The 16906-nt window shown below is 31.7% G+C and carries 21 protein-coding genes; 17 read left to right on the forward strand and 4 right to left on the reverse strand.

Translation table 11 applies throughout. The features are described 5' to 3' along the window. The first annotated feature begins 113 nt into the window (after nucleotides 1-113). Complete coding sequence (locus tag Q428_RS09765; RefSeq protein WP_035380475.1) at nucleotides 114-680, forward strand: AAA family ATPase; 567 nt, start codon at nucleotides 114-116, stop codon at nucleotides 678-680. Nucleotides 681-760: 80 nt separating this feature from the next. Here Q428_RS09765 and Q428_RS09770 read toward each other — a convergent pair whose 3' ends face one another. Both Q428_RS09770 and Q428_RS09775 read right to left on the reverse strand, forming a co-directional pair. Beyond that, nucleotides 761-1204, reverse strand: a complete 444-nt coding sequence (locus Q428_RS09770) for a hypothetical protein (RefSeq protein ID WP_051515100.1) — start codon at nucleotides 1202-1204, stop codon at nucleotides 761-763. A gap of 15 nt (nucleotides 1205-1219) precedes the next feature. Further along, nucleotides 1220-1663 (reverse strand): cell wall hydrolase, encoded by a 444-nt coding sequence (locus tag Q428_RS09775; RefSeq protein WP_035380477.1) that lies wholly within the window; start codon nucleotides 1661-1663, stop codon nucleotides 1220-1222. Between the two features lie 149 nt (nucleotides 1664-1812). On the opposite strand from Q428_RS09775, the gene Q428_RS09780 reads away from it, so the two are divergent. The 7 genes from Q428_RS09780 to Q428_RS15645 all read left to right on the forward strand — a co-directional run bounded on the left by Q428_RS09780 (nucleotide 1813) and on the right by Q428_RS15645 (nucleotide 8501). Beyond that, on the forward strand, nucleotides 1813-2733 hold the full coding sequence (locus tag Q428_RS09780) for an acyl-CoA dehydratase activase-related protein (protein WP_035380480.1): 921 nt from the start codon (nucleotides 1813-1815) through the stop codon (nucleotides 2731-2733). Continuing rightward, nucleotides 2705-3802, forward strand: a complete 1098-nt coding sequence (locus tag Q428_RS09785; protein ID WP_035380487.1) for a 2-hydroxyglutaryl-CoA dehydratase — start codon at nucleotides 2705-2707, stop codon at nucleotides 3800-3802. Before Q428_RS09780 ends, Q428_RS09785 begins: the two co-directional genes overlap by 29 nt. After that, nucleotides 3783-4748, forward strand: coding sequence for an acyl-CoA dehydratase activase (locus Q428_RS09790; RefSeq protein WP_035380489.1), 966 nt, complete (start codon nucleotides 3783-3785; stop codon nucleotides 4746-4748). Before Q428_RS09785 ends, Q428_RS09790 begins: the two co-directional genes overlap by 20 nt. Continuing rightward, a complete protein-coding gene (locus tag Q428_RS09795; protein WP_051515101.1) occupies nucleotides 4732-5436 on the forward strand; it encodes a heparan-alpha-glucosaminide N-acetyltransferase in 705 nt (234 codons plus the stop codon). The genes Q428_RS09790 and Q428_RS09795 overlap by 17 nt, the downstream gene beginning before the upstream one ends. 246 nt (nucleotides 5437-5682) lie before the next feature. Next, the gene (locus Q428_RS09800; RefSeq protein ID WP_051515102.1) at nucleotides 5683-7812 is read left to right on the forward strand and encodes a glutamine synthetase III family protein; all 2130 of its coding nucleotides are present in this window, start codon (nucleotides 5683-5685) and stop codon (nucleotides 7810-7812) included. A 177-nt stretch (nucleotides 7813-7989) separates the two neighbouring features. Next, nucleotides 7990-8301: an ArsR/SmtB family transcription factor gene (locus Q428_RS09805; RefSeq protein WP_035380490.1), complete on the forward strand. Its 312-nt coding sequence runs from the start codon at nucleotides 7990-7992 to the stop codon at nucleotides 8299-8301. A 26-nt stretch (nucleotides 8302-8327) separates the two neighbouring features. Then, nucleotides 8328-8501: a hypothetical protein gene (locus tag Q428_RS15645; RefSeq protein WP_035380492.1), complete on the forward strand. Its 174-nt coding sequence runs from the start codon at nucleotides 8328-8330 to the stop codon at nucleotides 8499-8501. A 34-nt stretch (nucleotides 8502-8535) separates the two neighbouring features. Here the strand turns inward: Q428_RS15645 and Q428_RS09815 are convergent, their stop codons facing one another. Further along, complete coding sequence (locus Q428_RS09815) at nucleotides 8536-8778, reverse strand: YkoF family thiamine/hydroxymethylpyrimidine-binding protein (protein ID WP_035380493.1); 243 nt, start codon at nucleotides 8776-8778, stop codon at nucleotides 8536-8538. A gap of 222 nt (nucleotides 8779-9000) precedes the next feature. On the opposite strand from Q428_RS09815, the gene Q428_RS09820 reads away from it, so the two are divergent. The 3 genes from Q428_RS09820 to Q428_RS09830 are packed head-to-tail and all read left to right on the forward strand — an operon-like array spanning nucleotide 9001 to nucleotide 11178. Then, a complete protein-coding gene (locus Q428_RS09820; protein WP_035380494.1) occupies nucleotides 9001-9762 on the forward strand; it encodes an EFR1 family ferrodoxin in 762 nt (253 codons plus the stop codon). Nucleotides 9763-9775: 13 nt separating this feature from the next. Next, nucleotides 9776-10729 (forward strand): flavodoxin domain-containing protein, encoded by a 954-nt coding sequence (locus Q428_RS09825; RefSeq protein ID WP_035380495.1) that lies wholly within the window; start codon nucleotides 9776-9778, stop codon nucleotides 10727-10729. An 11-nt stretch (nucleotides 10730-10740) separates the two neighbouring features. Then, complete coding sequence (locus Q428_RS09830; RefSeq protein ID WP_035380496.1) at nucleotides 10741-11178, forward strand: MOSC domain-containing protein; 438 nt, start codon at nucleotides 10741-10743, stop codon at nucleotides 11176-11178. Between the two features lie 185 nt (nucleotides 11179-11363). Here Q428_RS09830 and Q428_RS09835 read toward each other — a convergent pair whose 3' ends face one another. Further along, a complete protein-coding gene (locus Q428_RS09835; RefSeq protein WP_035380498.1) occupies nucleotides 11364-11555 on the reverse strand; it encodes a DUF378 domain-containing protein in 192 nt (63 codons plus the stop codon). A gap of 313 nt (nucleotides 11556-11868) precedes the next feature. Between Q428_RS09835 and pyrB the strand changes: the two genes are divergently transcribed. Genes pyrB through Q428_RS09865 form a run of 6 tightly spaced genes read left to right on the forward strand, consistent with a single transcriptional unit; the run spans nucleotide 11869 to nucleotide 16905 of the window. Then, nucleotides 11869-12792, forward strand: coding sequence for an aspartate carbamoyltransferase (pyrB, locus tag Q428_RS09840; protein WP_035380500.1), 924 nt, complete (start codon nucleotides 11869-11871; stop codon nucleotides 12790-12792). Further along, on the forward strand, nucleotides 12792-13223 hold the full coding sequence (locus Q428_RS09845; RefSeq protein ID WP_035380506.1) for an aspartate carbamoyltransferase regulatory subunit: 432 nt from the start codon (nucleotides 12792-12794) through the stop codon (nucleotides 13221-13223). The genes pyrB and Q428_RS09845 overlap by 1 nt, the downstream gene beginning before the upstream one ends. Nucleotides 13224-13226: 3 nt before the next feature. Next, nucleotides 13227-14423, forward strand: a complete 1197-nt coding sequence (locus tag Q428_RS09850; RefSeq protein WP_035380508.1) for a dihydroorotase — start codon at nucleotides 13227-13229, stop codon at nucleotides 14421-14423. Further along, nucleotides 14420-15286, forward strand: coding sequence for an orotidine-5'-phosphate decarboxylase (gene pyrF / locus Q428_RS09855; protein ID WP_035380510.1), 867 nt, complete (start codon nucleotides 14420-14422; stop codon nucleotides 15284-15286). Before Q428_RS09850 ends, pyrF begins: the two co-directional genes overlap by 4 nt. Then, on the forward strand, nucleotides 15270-16007 hold the full coding sequence (locus Q428_RS09860; RefSeq protein WP_035380511.1) for a dihydroorotate dehydrogenase electron transfer subunit: 738 nt from the start codon (nucleotides 15270-15272) through the stop codon (nucleotides 16005-16007). The genes pyrF and Q428_RS09860 overlap by 17 nt, the downstream gene beginning before the upstream one ends. Continuing rightward, nucleotides 16000-16905, forward strand: a complete 906-nt coding sequence (locus Q428_RS09865) for a dihydroorotate dehydrogenase (protein ID WP_035380512.1) — start codon at nucleotides 16000-16002, stop codon at nucleotides 16903-16905. Before Q428_RS09860 ends, Q428_RS09865 begins: the two co-directional genes overlap by 8 nt. The last annotated feature ends 1 nt before the right edge of the window (nucleotide 16906 follow it).

The following is a 16906-nucleotide window of genomic DNA, read 5'->3' on the forward strand; positions in this document are numbered from 1 at the left end:
TAATTAAGGAATTAAATAAAATTTCAAAATAAGATAATTTGTATCTTGAAGCGGGAATACTGTGTTGATATAATATTACTTGCTTTCAAAATTTATAATATGGAGTGAGTAATGTGCCGATAAGAATTGCTATATTAGGCGGACCAAGATGTGGCAAAACCACATTAATACAATATTTATATGCAGAAATGAAAATTGCAGGATATAATGTAGGATGTGCATCAGAATATTCAACAGACTATTTAAGGGAAAAAGGAATGATAGAATCACTGGCGGAGCAGTATGGGATATATATTGGACAGGCAAAATTAGAAGATGATTTATCACCCTTTGACTATGCAATAACAGATTATGCTACGTTCTTGCCATATATTTATGGGAGATTTATGCTTGGAAATAAAAAGAGAACAATAAAAGAGATTGAAATATTAAAGGACTTGTATTGTTTAGCTCTTAAAGATTTACCTAAGTATGATCATATATTCTTCTTACCAAGGGAATTTGGATATGAAAAAGATGGAGTAAGATGGCAGGATGAAGAAACTGCATTAAAAGTTGACGAGGCCATTAAGAGTTTTTTAGATGCAGAGAATGTTTCGTATACTACTTTAACAGGTTCAACAAAACAAAGAGCAAAATGCATATTTGATATAATTGGATTGGATATAAAGACCCATTAAATTTAAGGACAAATCGAAAAAAGGCTTGTATAGAGCCTTTTTTCGGTTTTTTGTATAATACTACGTAAATATCATTGTAATCAAGGACAAATCTGACTTCCTGATTCATAAATATTTACAAACTTAATTGAGTACAAGTCACACATTATTTTAACATTAGTTGCTGTTTCTCTGATTACGATATAGCTTATTCCAACTTCTTCCAATATACCACCTCTGTCAACAACCATATTTGTACCAATTAAAAATTCAACTCTAACTCTCTTGCCTATCTGAGTTCTTAAAAATGCCTGTGTATAATTTATATTTTTAAGAGCTGGTTCATCCTGCATAAAATCAGTAGCAGGTGGAGCTTGAGACGGAGTTGATGTTATGGGAAATTCTGGTGGTTCAGGTTCTACCATCATAGGACGCATACTAAAATATGGACATCTGTACATAGGTTGCATGGATGGATATGATTGATAATTTTCTTCATAAAAATCTGTCTCATTAAATTCTGGTGAATGGTTTTTCTTTGACATAGATAACCTCCTTATTCATGTTTTGGCATAGGCAGGTGTTGGATCATAAAAACAATGTTGTCTAATTCTTGAGTTAAAAACTCCTGTTTTAGTTTTTGGAAAATATACTGCGCAAACAGGATTAAAGGGATTATAATACCATAAAGATGAGTTAAGCTGTGGTAGCTTATTTCCAGCAAGTGCCCAATCGGCAATTTGATAATGTATTTCCTCAGGTGTAATATTAAAAATATTTTGAGGATTAGGTTGGCCATAGACCTCAGTCATAGCACATGTAAATTGAAAAGGTTGAAGAATTACTTTCCTTAAATCCCCTTGGCCGGTTCTCAAATATTCTCCATATGCAACATGGACTCTATTCATTACAACATTTGCTACAGCTTTCATACCTAACTCCCCTTCACCTTCTGCTTCACATTTTATTAGACGTGCAAGGAGTTCTCTGGATGAGAACGGCATAATTTCACCTCTTTAACTAAATCTATATCAATATTAATATATTCACTTTGGACAAGAAAAGTTACAAAATTTATCTATAAATAGAGGTATTAAAATACAAAATTAGGGAAGAATAACTTAGTGTGATTACTTTTGTTCTGGAGGATATTATGAAAATTGGATTGCCTAAGGGTTTATTAAACTATAAATACTCTACTTTTTTTGAAACGTTTTTTTTTGAATTAGGAACAGAAATAGTGTATTCTTCTGATACAAACAAGGAAATTCTGGATCTAGGAGTAAAACACTGCGTTGATGAAGCATGTTTACCCATAAAGATATTTCATGGTCATGTAGCATCATTAAGGGATAAATGCGATCTATTAATAACCCCAAGAATTATGCAAATTAGAAAAAAAGAATTTATCTGTCCAAAGTTTTGCGGGTTACCGGAGATGCTTGTTAATTCAATACCTAATCTACCAATGATTACGACAGCTCCACTTTATTTTTTCTCTAAAGAAAAGCTTTATAGTTGGTGTATAGCATCAGCTGAGAAAATAACAAAGGATAGAAGTAAAGTTAAAGCTGCCTGTACTAAAGCCATGGAAAAACAAAATAATACAAGTTATGGAATAAAAAATCAGGGGTTTAGAAAAAATATTGCATTAATAGGACATCCCTACAATATCTACGATAGTTTTATAAACATGAATTTAGTTAAAAAATTAAATAAGCTTGGAGTTGGAGTTATAACTGAGGAATTTGTTGAGGAGAAGGATTTGGATATACAGATTCAAAAGTTATATAAGAGGCCATTTTGGAATTTTGCTAGAAATGCCTTTGGATTCTCAACATTTATGGCAGAACAGAAAAAGATTGATGGAATTATTTACATTTCGTCTTTTGCCTGTGGTATTGATTCTGTTGTAATAGAACTTATAAAAAGCGGAATAGATGAATTCCCATTTATGGTCTTAAAAATTGATGAACATACAGGGGAGGCAGGCTTAGAAACTAGAATAGAAGCTTTTGTAGACATGCTAGGAGGAGGTATAAACTATGAAAGTAACCTTTCCCCACTTAGGTAATGTATATATAGCTGCAAAAGCCTTATTTCAAGGACTGGGGATAGAATGCGTTATTCCACCCTTAAGTAATAAGGCTGCTTTGGAAATAGGTTCATTATATTCTCCAGAAGAAATATGTCTACCATTTAAAATCCAGTTAGGTAACTATATACAAAGCATAGAGCAGGGAGCTGATACAGTAATTATTACAGGAAGTTGTGGACCATGTAGATTTGGGGAGTATGGAGAGATGCAAATGAATATTTTAAGAAAATTAGGATATGATGTGAAGTTTATTGTTGCAGATTCTCCATCTGATATCGGCATTAGAGAACTATTTAAAAGGATAGGATATATGACAGCTTATAGTAACAAAAATAAAATTCAGAAAATTAAATCTTTATTTGATGCTATAAAGATTATAGAATTAATGGATTCTGTTGAAGGAGAGGCAAGATATAAATCTGGTTTTGAATTAAGAAAGGGTGAATGTAAGAGACTCTTGAACAAATGTAAATCAGAGGCTTTTAATGCTGAATCACCAGGTGAAATGATAGAAGTTATACAACACTATAATGAAAAGATAAAGAACGTCGAGTTTGATGCTCAAAAAAATCCCATTAAGGTAGCAGTTATAGGTGAGATATATACAATTATAGAACCATTTTCCAATCTTTATATAGAGGATAGACTAATGGAAATGGGAGTTTCTACAAAAAGACGCTTAACCCCAAGCTGGTGGGTTAAAAATACAGCACTATCGCCATTAGGTTTAAATTCTATGGATATTAAAAAAGCTTCTAAAGATTATATGGCTTTGTGCATTGGTGGTCATGCCAGGGAATGTATTGGGGAAGCTGTTTTAGCAAAAGAAGATGGTTTTGATGGTGCTATACAGATATTTCCTTTGGGATGCATGCCTGAGATAGTTTCAAAGGCAATATTACCTAAAATATCAAAGGATTTAGGATTGCCAATTATGACTTTGGTTGTAGATGAAATGACAGGGGAAGCAGGTTATTTAACAAGGGTAGAGGCCTTTATAGATTTGCTGGAAAGGAGAAGGGAAGATGTTTTATCTAGGTGTTGATGTCGGTTCAGTAAGTACAGATATAGTACTTATAGATGAAAATATGAATGTCATTGAAAAGATGTATTTAAAGACCAAAGGAAAACCGATAAAGGTGATACAGGAAGGTTTAAAAAAACTTAATGAAAAATATGATAAAAAACAAATAAAGTCCTCTGGAGTTACTGGAAGCGGTAGACATATTGCTGCTACCATCATTGGAGCAGATGTAATAAAGAATGAAATAACAGCACATGCTGTTGCAGCCTTAAACTTAGATAAAGAAGTAAAGACGATAATAGAAATTGGTGGTCAGGATTCTAAAATAATAACATTAAACAATGGTGTTATTACAGACTTTGCAATGAATACGGTTTGTGCAGCTGGAACAGGCTCATTTTTAGATAGACAGGCAGAAAGACTTGATATACCAATTGAAAAATTCGGAGAATACGCACTAAAAGCGAATACATCTATTAGAATTGCGGGAAGATGTGCAGTATTTGCGGAATCTGATATGATACATAAGCAACAACTAGGGTATAGTGAAGCTGATATAATAAGGGGATTGTGTGAAGCCCTTGTAAGGAATTACTTAAACAACGTAGCAAAGGGTAAAGAAATAAAACCAAAGGTATTTTTTCAGGGTGGAGTTGCAGCAAATATAGGCATGAAGGATGCATTTGAGAGAGAACTGGGATTTAAGATTTATGTCCCTGAGCACTATAACATGATGGGAGCAATTGGTGTTGCAATATTAGCGAAAAGGGCCTTTGAAAAAACAGGGGAAAGTAAGTTTAAGGGACTTAGTCTTGCAGAGAGTACTTTTATCTCCAGCAGCTTCGATTGTTATGATTGCCCAAATAATTGTGAAATAGTAAAAATTACAGAAGATAATAAAGAGATCGGGTGCTTTGGAGACAGGTGCGGAAAATGGAGTGGCAGGATAAATGAAAAAGTACTTTAAGACTGAGGAGAATAAAAGAATATGGGAAATAGATTTCCTCAGGTCTATTGCAATAATATTAATGATATCATTTCATATAATATACGATATAAATGAATATTTAGGGTTTAATGTAAGCTATGACAGGGGATTTTGGTTCTATATTGGAAAAACATCAGCAGTTTTATTTATAACTATATCAGGAATTTGTACTGGTTTAGCTAAAAATAACTTTAAAAGAGGATTAAAAATTTTAGCTATGGCAATGTTAATAACGATTGCAACCTTCATATTTGATAGAAGGCAATATGTTAGATTTGGAATACTGCATCTTCTAGGGATTAGTATAATTTTATCACCATTTTTTTTAAGACTTAAAAGAAGTACCCTCCTGATAATTTCAGTGATTTCACTGTCAATAGGATATAAATTGAATAAAATTACTATTAATAATGCCCTTATGGTACCATTTGGAGTAATTTATAACGGATTTATTACCATAGACTATTATCCAATTTTTCCTTACATAGGGGTTTTCGCATTTGGAGTCTATGTTTATAAAAAGTTATATTTCAATAATAAGAGTCTATTTAGTTATGAAATAAATCTAAAGTTTATAAATTTTTTAAGTAGACATTCATTGAAGATATATTTAGTTCATCAACCGATAATTTTAATAATTATAACGTTAATAAAACAGTGCATTTAAATTTAAGTAAATTGCACTGTTTTAAATTTTTTAAAATGGTTTAAACAAAGGTATATGTTATTATTTGTTAAATATGTTCATATTTTCTTAATAATATATATACTGAATATTAATAAAAAAGTTATTGCATAAATATTAACAAAGGGATATAATTGTTAATATAATTTCGAAATACATATGTAATATATGTAATATGACGAAATATAATTTAAATTTATATAATAATATGCGGAATGGGGGATTGCTATGAGAGAATGTTCAGGTGTGACAAGGGTAAAGGTTTCAGAGATTTTTGGGACAAATGTTTTTAATGATGCTGTAATGAGAGAAAGACTTCCTAGACCAATTTATAAAGCATTGAAAAAAACAATTGATGAAGGTTTGGCCCTTGAACGTGAAGTAGCAGAGGTTGTTGCTGCTGCAATGAAGGATTGGGCAATTGAAAAAGGAGCCACACATTTTACACATTGGTTTCAGCCGATGAATGGAATAACAGCTGAAAAACATGAGGCCTTTATTTCACCAACTGAAGATGGAAGAGTTATAACAGAATTTTCAGGAAAAGAATTGATAAAAGGAGAATCTGATGCTTCATCTTTTCCATCTGGAGGACTTAGAGCTACTTTTGAAGCAAGAGGATATACAGTCTGGGATTGCACTTCTCCTGCTTTTTTAAAAGAAGATGCCAGTGGAGTAACTCTTTGTATACCAACAGCATTTTGTTCATATACTGGAGAAGCATTAGATAAAAAAACACCCCTGTTGCGTTCTATGGAGGCTTTATCAAATCAGGCAGTAAGAGTTTTAAGGTTATTTGGGAATAGTGAGGTTAAAAGGGTTATTCCAACAGTAGGTCCAGAACAGGAATATTTCTTAATAGATAGAGAACTATTTTTAAAAAGGAAGGATTTAGTTTATACTGGAAGAACATTGTTCGGAGCAAAACCACCGAAAGGACAGGAGCTGGAAGATCATTATTTCGGAAGCCTAAAGGAAAGGGTATCTGCATTTATGAAGGAACTCGATATCGAACTTTGGAAGTTGGGCGTTTCAGCAAAAACAAAACATAATGAGGTTGCACCTGCTCAACATGAGTTGGCGCCAATATTTACAAACGTTAATATTGCAACTGATCATAACCAGCTTATAATGGATACTATGAAAAAAGTAGCAAATAGGCATGGGTTAGCTTGCTTATTACATGAAAAACCATTTGCAGGAGTTAATGGCTCAGGAAAGCATAATAATTGGTCATTAAGTACAGATAATGGACAGAACTTATTAGAACCAGGAAAAACTCCACATGAGAATATTCAATTTTTAGTATTTTTATGTGCTGTAATAAAAGCAATAGACATTTATTCGGATTTATTAAGGGCATCAGCAGCAAATCCAGGAAATGACCACAGACTTGGTGGAAATGAAGCACCTCCATCCATTATTTCAATATTCTTAGGAGAACATTTAACAAATATACTTGAGAGAATAGAAAATGGGGTAACTTCAGAAAGGCAAAGGGGAGAAAAACTTTACTCAGGGGTTTCAACATTACCGTTATTAAGAAAAGATGACACAGATAGAAATAGAACATCTCCATTTGCTTTCACAGGAAATAAATTTGAATTTAGAATGGTACCTTCTTCTAGCTCAGTTTCAGATGCCAACGTTGTACTGAATACAATAGTTGCAGACAGCTTAAAGGAAATAGCGGATAGACTTGAAACTGTAAATGATGTTCATGAGGAAATTAAATGGATATTGAAGGATATAATCAGCAATCATAAGAGAATTATTTTTAATGGGGACGGTTATTCAAAAGAGTGGTTATCAGAGGCTGAAAAAAGGGGCCTGAGAAATATTAAATCCACAGTAGAGGCTGTAGAAGCATATATTACAAAAGAGGCTGTAGAACTTTTTTCTAAGCATAATGTTTTAAGTGAACAAGAATTACGTTCAAGATATGAAATAGCTTTAGAAACATATATTAAACGTACCAATATAGAAGCTCTCACAATGATTGAAATGTCTAATAAACAGATAATACCAGCAGTAATTAAATATATGAATGAAGTTGCAACTTCTTTAAACCAAATTAAGGCAACAAATTTAAATATACAAATTACAGAAATAGAAAAATTAGTGATAGAGATATCTGAAACTTTGAATACATTTAAGATAAAAGTACTTGAATTAGAAAGTTTAACTCAATCAGCTCAAAAGCTAAAAGAAAACATTAAGGAACAGGCGAGATATTATAGAGATGTAATCTGTAAATCTATGGAAGAGTTGAGGTTATATGGTGATAAATTAGAGAATATGGTAGATTCAAAAATCTGGCCAATTCCAACATATGGTGAATTAATGTTTTTTATATAAAAAGTTATCTATGAAAGAGGTTATTTAGAAATGACCTCTTTTTTCTTTAAGTTGAATATGTTCTTGAAAATTTTAATTATAAGCTATAATATTAATAATGATAAAAAGTATTTTAATCTTAAAAGCAACAATATTGAAGCATAAACAAATAGAATTTAATTTTAGGTAGGTGTTATAATGACTCAGGAAGAATTAAGTGTCAGGGTTTTTAAGGCCCTTGGTCATCCCATAAGATACAAAATTGTAAAGTTTCTCTTAGATGAACCTAAGTGCGTATGCAAATTAAATGAAAATGTAGACTTTAGTCAGTCAAATTTATCTCAACATTTAAAAATACTTAAGAATGCAGGTATTTTAACCAGTGAGAAAATAGGTCTTAATATATTTTATAAAATAAGCAGCGAAGATATAGCAAATTTATTAAGAATATCAGATGAATTTGTTATGAATCTAGTAAAAAAAATGAATGAAAATATTGATAACATATAGTGAAATTATTTCCTAGGAGGTATTTGATGGAAAAAGTTATAAACAGTAACTGTAAAAAATGTCCAGAGCATTTAACAAATAGATGTGAGGGTGAGGATGAAAACTGCTTATGTAAGTTTTGTCCAAGAAATATGTCTGTTTGCATCAAGGTAAAGTGGTGCAGAGAAACAGAGTCATCCATAATCTTTGAACAGTCTTAAAAAAAGTCTCTAGGGTTAACTAGAGACTAAAATTTTATAAATTTTTACCTGCATTTGTTACTGTAATGACCATGTTTACTTCACCATTTTTGGCAGCATGTCTGTACATATCTTCAATGCTTTTCCATACATCTTCATCGGGGCCGTGTAAATGAGTAGAAATAGAGCCTACTTTATAATCTACATTCTCTGTATCAAGTACACGAATTGAGTTTTTTATTATTGAATTGGCATGGTTTGTTCCTAATGGATAAAGAGAAATTTCAGCACATAGCATAATATCCACCTCCATTATTTATTTTGCATCTATGTGAAAAATGTATGTTTGTTAAATATTATTTCTAATTACAATTTTTGTGATAAAATATACTTGGGAAATGACATAAAACCTTTGCTATTACATCAAAGACATTCTTGGGATTTTTGTTTGCAAATAATGTATGTCAACAATCAAATGTTAATTATAAAAATTGTTTTGTAAGGAGTCGGGGGTGTTGAAATGAATGGTAAAATAATATATTTTTCAGGTACTGGAAATACTGAATATGTTGCAGAGCTTTACAAGAAAGAATTTGAGAGGAAAGGTCATAATATACATCTAATTGATATTGTCAGGAATAGTATATTAAATGATGATTATGATTTTTTAATATTAGGTTCTCCTATACATTGTGAAATTTTTCCTTATCTTTTTACGAATTGGGTAAGTAAAAATATTTCTGATGGAAGGGGAAGAAAATGTATTATTTACTCAACACAAGCTGCAGATAAGGCAGCAGGGGCTGATATATTAGCAAAAGAATTGAATAAAAAAAATTTTAAAGTTGTAGTAAAAGATTTTATAGTAATGCCAAATAATTACTACGTAACGGCATTCAAAGAAAATACTAGATCTGAAATTGAGAGTTTAAAAAAGGAAGCTGAGAAAATAGTAAAGAACCATGTGAATATATTTTTAGAAAACAAAATATATATTAAAAATGTATCAAGTATAAGATGTGGTTTTGGAAAATTTGTATACAGTGGCTTTAATAAATTTACGAAAGATTGGGCAAAAAAAAGATTTAGTGTAGACTACAATTTATGTATTAATTGCGGCAGATGTGCTAATAATTGTCCTACAAATAATATAATTATTAACAGGAGCAACAAGGAAATTAAATTTAAATATGCATGTATATCTTGCCAAAAATGTTTGCACCTATGCCCTGAGAATGCATTTTTATATAAGGGTAAGCATTTTAAACAGTATAAATTATAAAGAGGTGTTGGCTTTGCAAAGGACATTAGTTGTTTACAATAGTAGATTTGGCACAACTTATGAAATTGCAAAAAAAATTGGTTTGATTTTAGGCCCATCAAAAGTAATTAAATACGATGAAAAAAATATTGATATTAACGAATATGATTTTATTGTTTTTGGCACTCCAGTTTATAATGGCAGTATTGATGAAAACATAATAAAATTTATTTTAAAAAATATTAACCAGTTAAAGGTTAAAAAATGTGCTGCATTCTGTTGTTGTATAAAGGATAAGGACAAAGAAAAATATTTTAAACCATTAAAAGAAATTTTAGGTGAAAGTCTGATATTTTTTGAAGGATTTACAGGAAGAATAAAAGAGGAAGAACTGACTGTTAACGACTTAAATGAAATAAGACTTTTATTTCATCAGAATAACTTAAAACTTGAATGCTTTGATAATATAAAAATAGATGAGATAATAGATTTTGCACTCAAACTTAAACATATGAAGGAAGATTTACTGACAAATAAAATACCTGAAGCTAAGCTAAAGTTTTATGTGGAAGAGTTTTTGAACTGCCATAGCACTTGTACCTTATCCACAGCAAGTAATAAAAGGGTTAGAGGAACACCAATAGAATATAATTATAAAAATAATTATATTTACTTATTAACAGAGGGTGGAGAGAAATTTTGTAATTTATTGAAGAATTGTTCAGTTTCCGTAAGTGTATATGATAATTTTCAGGGTATGGGGAAATTAGCAGGTATGCAAATCCAGGGTGAGGCATTTTTGATAGATGAAAAAAGCAGGGAATATAAAGATGTACTTAATCTGAGAGGAATAAATTACGAAAATATTATAAAACTTCCTATTACAATGAACATCATAAAAATAAAACTATTAAAAGCTGAATTTATTTATTCTAAATTCAAATCTCTTGGTTACGATTCAAAACAAATTTATTATTTTACCAGATAAAGGATGTTGAAATGGCTGAGATATTAGAAATAAAAGTAAAAAAGAATTGTGAGAAGTGCTCTTTTGAAGTGATAAAATGTGGGGAGCTTATAAAAAATTACGGTTTGGCTTGTGATGTTAATGGGGGCAAACCTGGTAGAAATATAAGCTTTTTGAATAATGAAACACGGAAAAAAATAAATTGTGCAGGTATTAAAGGTATTTGTTTTGAACGTTTTTATGAAAATATAACAATTTCAGGAGATTTAGAAATGAATATAGGGGATATCATAAAAATAAGTGATGCTGAAATAGTAATTAAAAGTAAAGGTAAAAGATGTTTTGAAAATTGTGAAGTATATAAGAAAAAAATTAATTGTCCATTAAAGGAAGTTTGTTTTGGTGATGTTATAAAGTCTGGTGTTATACGTGTTGGAGATAAGATTAATCATGAACCAATATCTAAATAGACTTTAGCACTAAGTAATTAGCTATTAGCCTTTACATTTTTCACAAATGCTATTTGTAATTACAATATGCAATTATTAAGGATGTTCATAATTACGTGATTTTGTATACATCCTACAAAAATAAGGAGCTGTCGCATTAGCAGATAATAAGCGCCAGTGCCACAGCTCCCCAAAGATTCAATTATTTATTTTTTCATAAGTTTTTCATAAATTAAGTAAAGACCTGAAATTCCTACTAAAGAATAAATAATTCTTGTTAATGTTGACATTTCGCCAAAAATTGTAGCTACTAGGTCAAAATTTAAAATACCAATTAAGCCCCAATTGATTGCGCCAATAATAACAAGTATTAAAGCAATTTTATTTAGGTTTTTCAATTTAAAACCCTCCAATAAATATTTAATATTACACTATATATATATTTGAATAACTAAATAATTATTACAAAATATATAACTAACAAAAGGTAAATTCATGTGATAATATTGTATTTTTTATTCTTGACACCAGTTTGTGGGTGTGTTATCATACATTTAAATAAATCCTTTAAAAACAGTCCCGTGAGGCTGACAAGGAAGTCAATAGGTTTTTAATTTTGTGTAGTTATGTCGTGTCTTCCTTGTATTAGAGGAGGACATTTTTTATACCTTTAAGTTTAGCACAGTGAGGCTAAGAAGGAGGAGATTGTATATGTTAAAAGGTAGACATTTAATTGATCCAATGGATTTTTCAGTTGAAGAGCTGACACAAATCTTTGATTTTGCTGATAAAATTATCAGCAATCCTCAAAAGTATTCAGATCTATGTAAAGGAAAAATTCTTGCTACACTTTTCTATGAACCAAGCACAAGGACAAGATTCAGTTTTGAAGCTGCAATGCTGAGACTTGGAGGCCAAGTAATTGGATTCTCAGAACCAAATTCAAGCTCAGTGGCAAAGGGAGAGAGTATAGCTGATACAATAAGAACTATTGCCTGTTATGCAGATATTACTGTTATAAGGCATCCCAAGGAGGGTGCTCCAAAGTTAGCTTCAATGTACACAGATATGCCTGTTATAAATGCAGGTGATGGAGGACATCAGCATCCAACTCAGACATTAACAGATCTTTTAACTATCAGATCAAAACTAGGGAAACTTAAGGGGTTGACTATTGGGCTTTGTGGCGACCTGAAGTTTGGAAGAACAGTCCATTCCCTTATTAAAGCGATGTCAAGATATGAAAATAATCAATTCGTATTAATTTCACCAAAAGAACTGCAAATTCCTGATTATCTAAGAAAATACCTTGTAGAAAATAAAATTGATTTTAAAGAAGTGGAAAGGCTTGAAGAGGTAATTGATAAACTTGATATTCTCTATATGACAAGGGTACAGAGAGAAAGATTTTTTAATGAAGAAGATTATATAAGATTAAAGGACAGTTATATATTGGATATAGAAAAGATGAAACAAGCAAAGGAAAAAATGATAGTACTTCATCCATTACCAAGAGTTAATGAGATTTCCATTGAGGTAGATAAAGATCCTCGTGCATATTATTTTGAACAAGCTAAATTTGGTATGTATGTACGAATGGCTTTAATTGCAAAACTATTGGGGGTGGATGAATAATGGTAACAGTTAATGCTATAAAAAAAGGGATTGTAATAGATCACATCAAAGCTGGCTATGGTATTAAGATATTTAAATATCTAGGACTAGAAAACGCAGACTTTACAGTTGCTCTGATTATGAATGCTCCAAGTAATAAGTTAGGAAAAAAGGATATCATAAAAATAGAAAATGCAATAGATATGGATTATATAGTTCTTGGTTTGATAGATCCAAATTTAACAATTAACATTATCGAGGAGGAAGTTATAAAAGAAAAGATAAAACTAAAATTACCTGAAAGGGTTGAAGATATTATAAAATGCAAAAATCCAAGGTGTGTAACTTCGATAGAAAGGGATATTATACATGTTTTCTATCTTGTTGATGAATATAGTGGTGAATATAAATGTCAGTTCTGTGATGAAATTTACTTTCATTCGGAGGTATAACACATGGAGTTACTAATAAAGAACAGCAGGATTATTGATTCATCTCAGGATTTTGTTGGAGACGTATATATAAATAATGGAAAAATTGAGGAATTAGGGATAAATATTAGTAAGAATTGTAAAGTAATTAATGGGGAAGGGCTGGTGCTACTTCCCTCCTTTATGGATCTACACAGTCATTTCAGAGAACCTGGGTTGACTAACAAAGAAGATATTCTATCCGGCTGCTTAGCTGCTGTTAAAGGAGGCTATACGGGGGTTAATTTAATGGCAAACACAAAGCCTGTTTGCAGCAGTACAAAAATAGTAGAGTATGTTTTAGAAAAGTCAAAGAATATAGGTCTTGTAGATATCATTCAGACGGTTTCAATTACTAGGGATATGAATGGAATTGAAATAGATCACCTGGATGAAATTAATAATTCAGTACGATTTATTTCAGATGATGGTAAAGGTGTCTTAAAAAGCAAGGTTATGCTTGATGCAATGATTAAGGCAAAGGAAAAAGGTATCACTGTTATTTCCCATGCTGAGGATGAAGAAATAACACCATTTTCAACTAGACTATCTGAAAATGTTATAACTTCCAGAGACATTTGCCTTGCAAAATTTACAGGCTGCCACCTGCATATGGCACATGTAAGTACTAAGGAAGCTATGAAGGAAATAATTGAAGCTAAAAAAATGGGCTATAATGTAACCTGTGAGGTTACACCTCATCATCTTGCACTAACTGGGGAAATGCAATATAGGGTTAATCCTCCTTTAAGAAATATAGAAGATATAAGATTTTTAATAGATGCAATAAAAAATAATTATGTAGATGCAATAGCTACTGATCATGCTCCACATACAACAGAAGACAAAATAAATGGAGCACCTGGGATATCTGGCATAGAAACTTCCTTTCAAGTATGTTATACAAAGCTGGTAAGAGAGGGACATATAACAATTAACAAACTATCAGAGCTCATGTCAAGAAATCCAGCAAGGCTAATGGGATATAACAAGGGTGAAATAAAAATAGGCTACGATGGTGATGTTGTTCTTGTAGATTTGAATTACAAAGAAAGAATAGTAGCCGAAAGGTTTGTTTCAAAGGGAAAAAATACGCCCTTTGAAGGTATGGAGTTTTATGGTGGGATAATGAAGACGATAAAAGGCGGAAGGATAGTATACAGCAGGGAGGATTTAAAATGATTATTGATAAACTTTTTAATAGTGTTAAGGAAAAGGGCCATGTTTGTGTTGGGTTAGACACATCCCTTGATTATATACCTGATTGGTTTAAAAAAAGGTATGTAAGCCTTGAGGATTTAATATTTGAATTTAATAAAGTGATAATTGATACAACTCTGGATATATCAGCATGTTATAAGGTTCAAATCGCTTATTATGAGGCCCATGGAATTAATGGAGTAAAGGCCTACAAAAAAACCCTTGAGTATCTCAGAAGTAAGAATTCCATAATTATTGCTGATATTAAGAGGGGGGATATTGCTGATACAGCTAAAATGTATGCAAGGGCACATTTTGAGGGGGATTTTGAAAGTGATTTTATAACTATAAATCCATATATGGGTCTAGACAGTATAGAACCATATTTACCCTATATTGAGAATAAAAATAAGGGTATTTTTACATTGGTAAGAACATCAAATAAGGGTGCAGAGGATATTCAGTACATTATTGACAAAAATGGCAAAAGGGTTTTCAGTATAGTGGCTGAGAAGATAAATGGAATATCAGAAAAATATATCGGTAAATCTGGATATAGTTCAATTGGAGCAGTTGTTGGCTGTACCCATATAGATGAGGGTAGAGAGCTTAGAGAACGCTGTGAAAAAATGTTTTTCTTAATACCTGGATATGGTGCCCAGGGTGGTACAGCCAAGGATGTGGCAATCTTATTAAAAAACGGAAACGGAGGCATAGTAAATTCTTCAAGGGGTATTCTTCTTGCATATAAAAAATATGAAAATGGAGAATCTGATTTTGGCAAGTATGCAAGGCAAGAGGTGTTAAAAATGAAGGAGGATATACTAAATGCAGTACAAATATGAAAGGGTTAAAATACAGTCAAATGCAGAGGTAGCAAATAATATATACAAATTAGTCATTGAATGTAATCATGAAGCAAAACCAGGTCAGTTTTATATGCTAAGGGGATGGGATAATGAACTGCTTCTTGGAAGGCCTATAAGTGTTCATGACGTTCAAGATGGTTTAACATCTTTTCTATATGAAGTCAGAGGCAAAGGAACAAAAATTCTGAGTACACTAGAGACTGGATACAGAATTGAGATATTTGGACCACATGGAAAGGGATTCAACACCAATGTAAAGGGTAAGGTTGCAGTTGTTACAGGTGGAATTGGTATTGCACCAATGTATTATACAATTAAGGCATTAAAGAATGCACAAATAGATTTATTTGCGGGATTCAGAGATGAGGTATATTTAATTGATGATCTGAAAGATTTTATATCCAGTTCATATGTAGCTACTAATAACGGCAGAATTGGACATAAGGGTTTTATCACTGATATCTTCAATCCATGGGAATACAATCTTGTGTTATGCTGTGGTCCTGAAATTATGATGGAAAAAATAGTAAGGATGTGCAGGGATTATAAAACACCTGTTTATGTATCTATGGAGAGACATATGGCTTGTGGCATAGGAGCTTGTCTTGTATGCACTTGTAAAACTAAAGATGGAAACAAGAGGGTGTGTAAGGATGGGCCTGTATTTTCAGGGGAGGATGTGTTTCTAGATGCTTAATGTTAGCTTATGTGGTATAGAACTTAAAAACCCAGTAATTGCAGCTTCAGGTACATTTGGATTTGGAGAAGAATATAATAATGTTTTTGATGTCTCAAAATTAGGTGGTATAGCTACAAAGGGGTTGACTTTAAATAAAAGGGAAGGAAATGACGGATTAAGGATTTACGAGGCTGAATCAGGAATAATGAACAGTGTGGGACTTCAAAATCCAGGAATAGAAGAATTTATTAAGACAGAACTTCCTAAAATGAAAAAATTTAATACAGTAATATTTGCTAATTTAGGTGGAGGAACAATTGAGGAATATTTATCAGGTATTGAAAAATTAAATAATTCTGATATAGATATGATAGAATTAAACATTTCCTGTCCCAATGTTAAGGCAGGAGGAATGGCTTTTGGAATAAAGTCAAATATTGCTTATGATGTTGTATCAAGAGTTAAAGAGATAGCAAAAAAACCCATTATGGTTAAATTATCTCCCAATGCAGAGAACATAGTTGATATGTCTGAAAAATGCTGTAAAGCCGGTGCAGATGCAATTTCTTTGGTTAATACTTTTAAAGCCATGGCAATAGATATATACAAAAGAAAGCCTGTTTTTAATAATACATTTGCTGGTTTATCAGGACCAGCAATAAAACCAATAGCACTCAGGATGGTTTATGAAGTATCTAGGGCTGTTGATATTCCGGTTGTTGGTATGGGTGGAATAACCACATGGCAGGATGCAATAGAGTTTATAATGGCAGGAGCAGAGGCAGTGCAGGTTGGTACCGCCAACTTTATAAAACCAGATATTTGTCTTGATATAATAGATGGAATCAAGAGTTTTATGGTAAGTGAGAATATAAAAAACCTGAGTGAAATAAAGGGAACAATAAGGGGTGTATAAA

The organism is Fervidicella metallireducens AeB (assembly GCF_000601455.1).
Lineage (GTDB): Bacteria > Bacillota > Clostridia > Clostridiales > Caloramatoraceae > Fervidicella > Fervidicella metallireducens.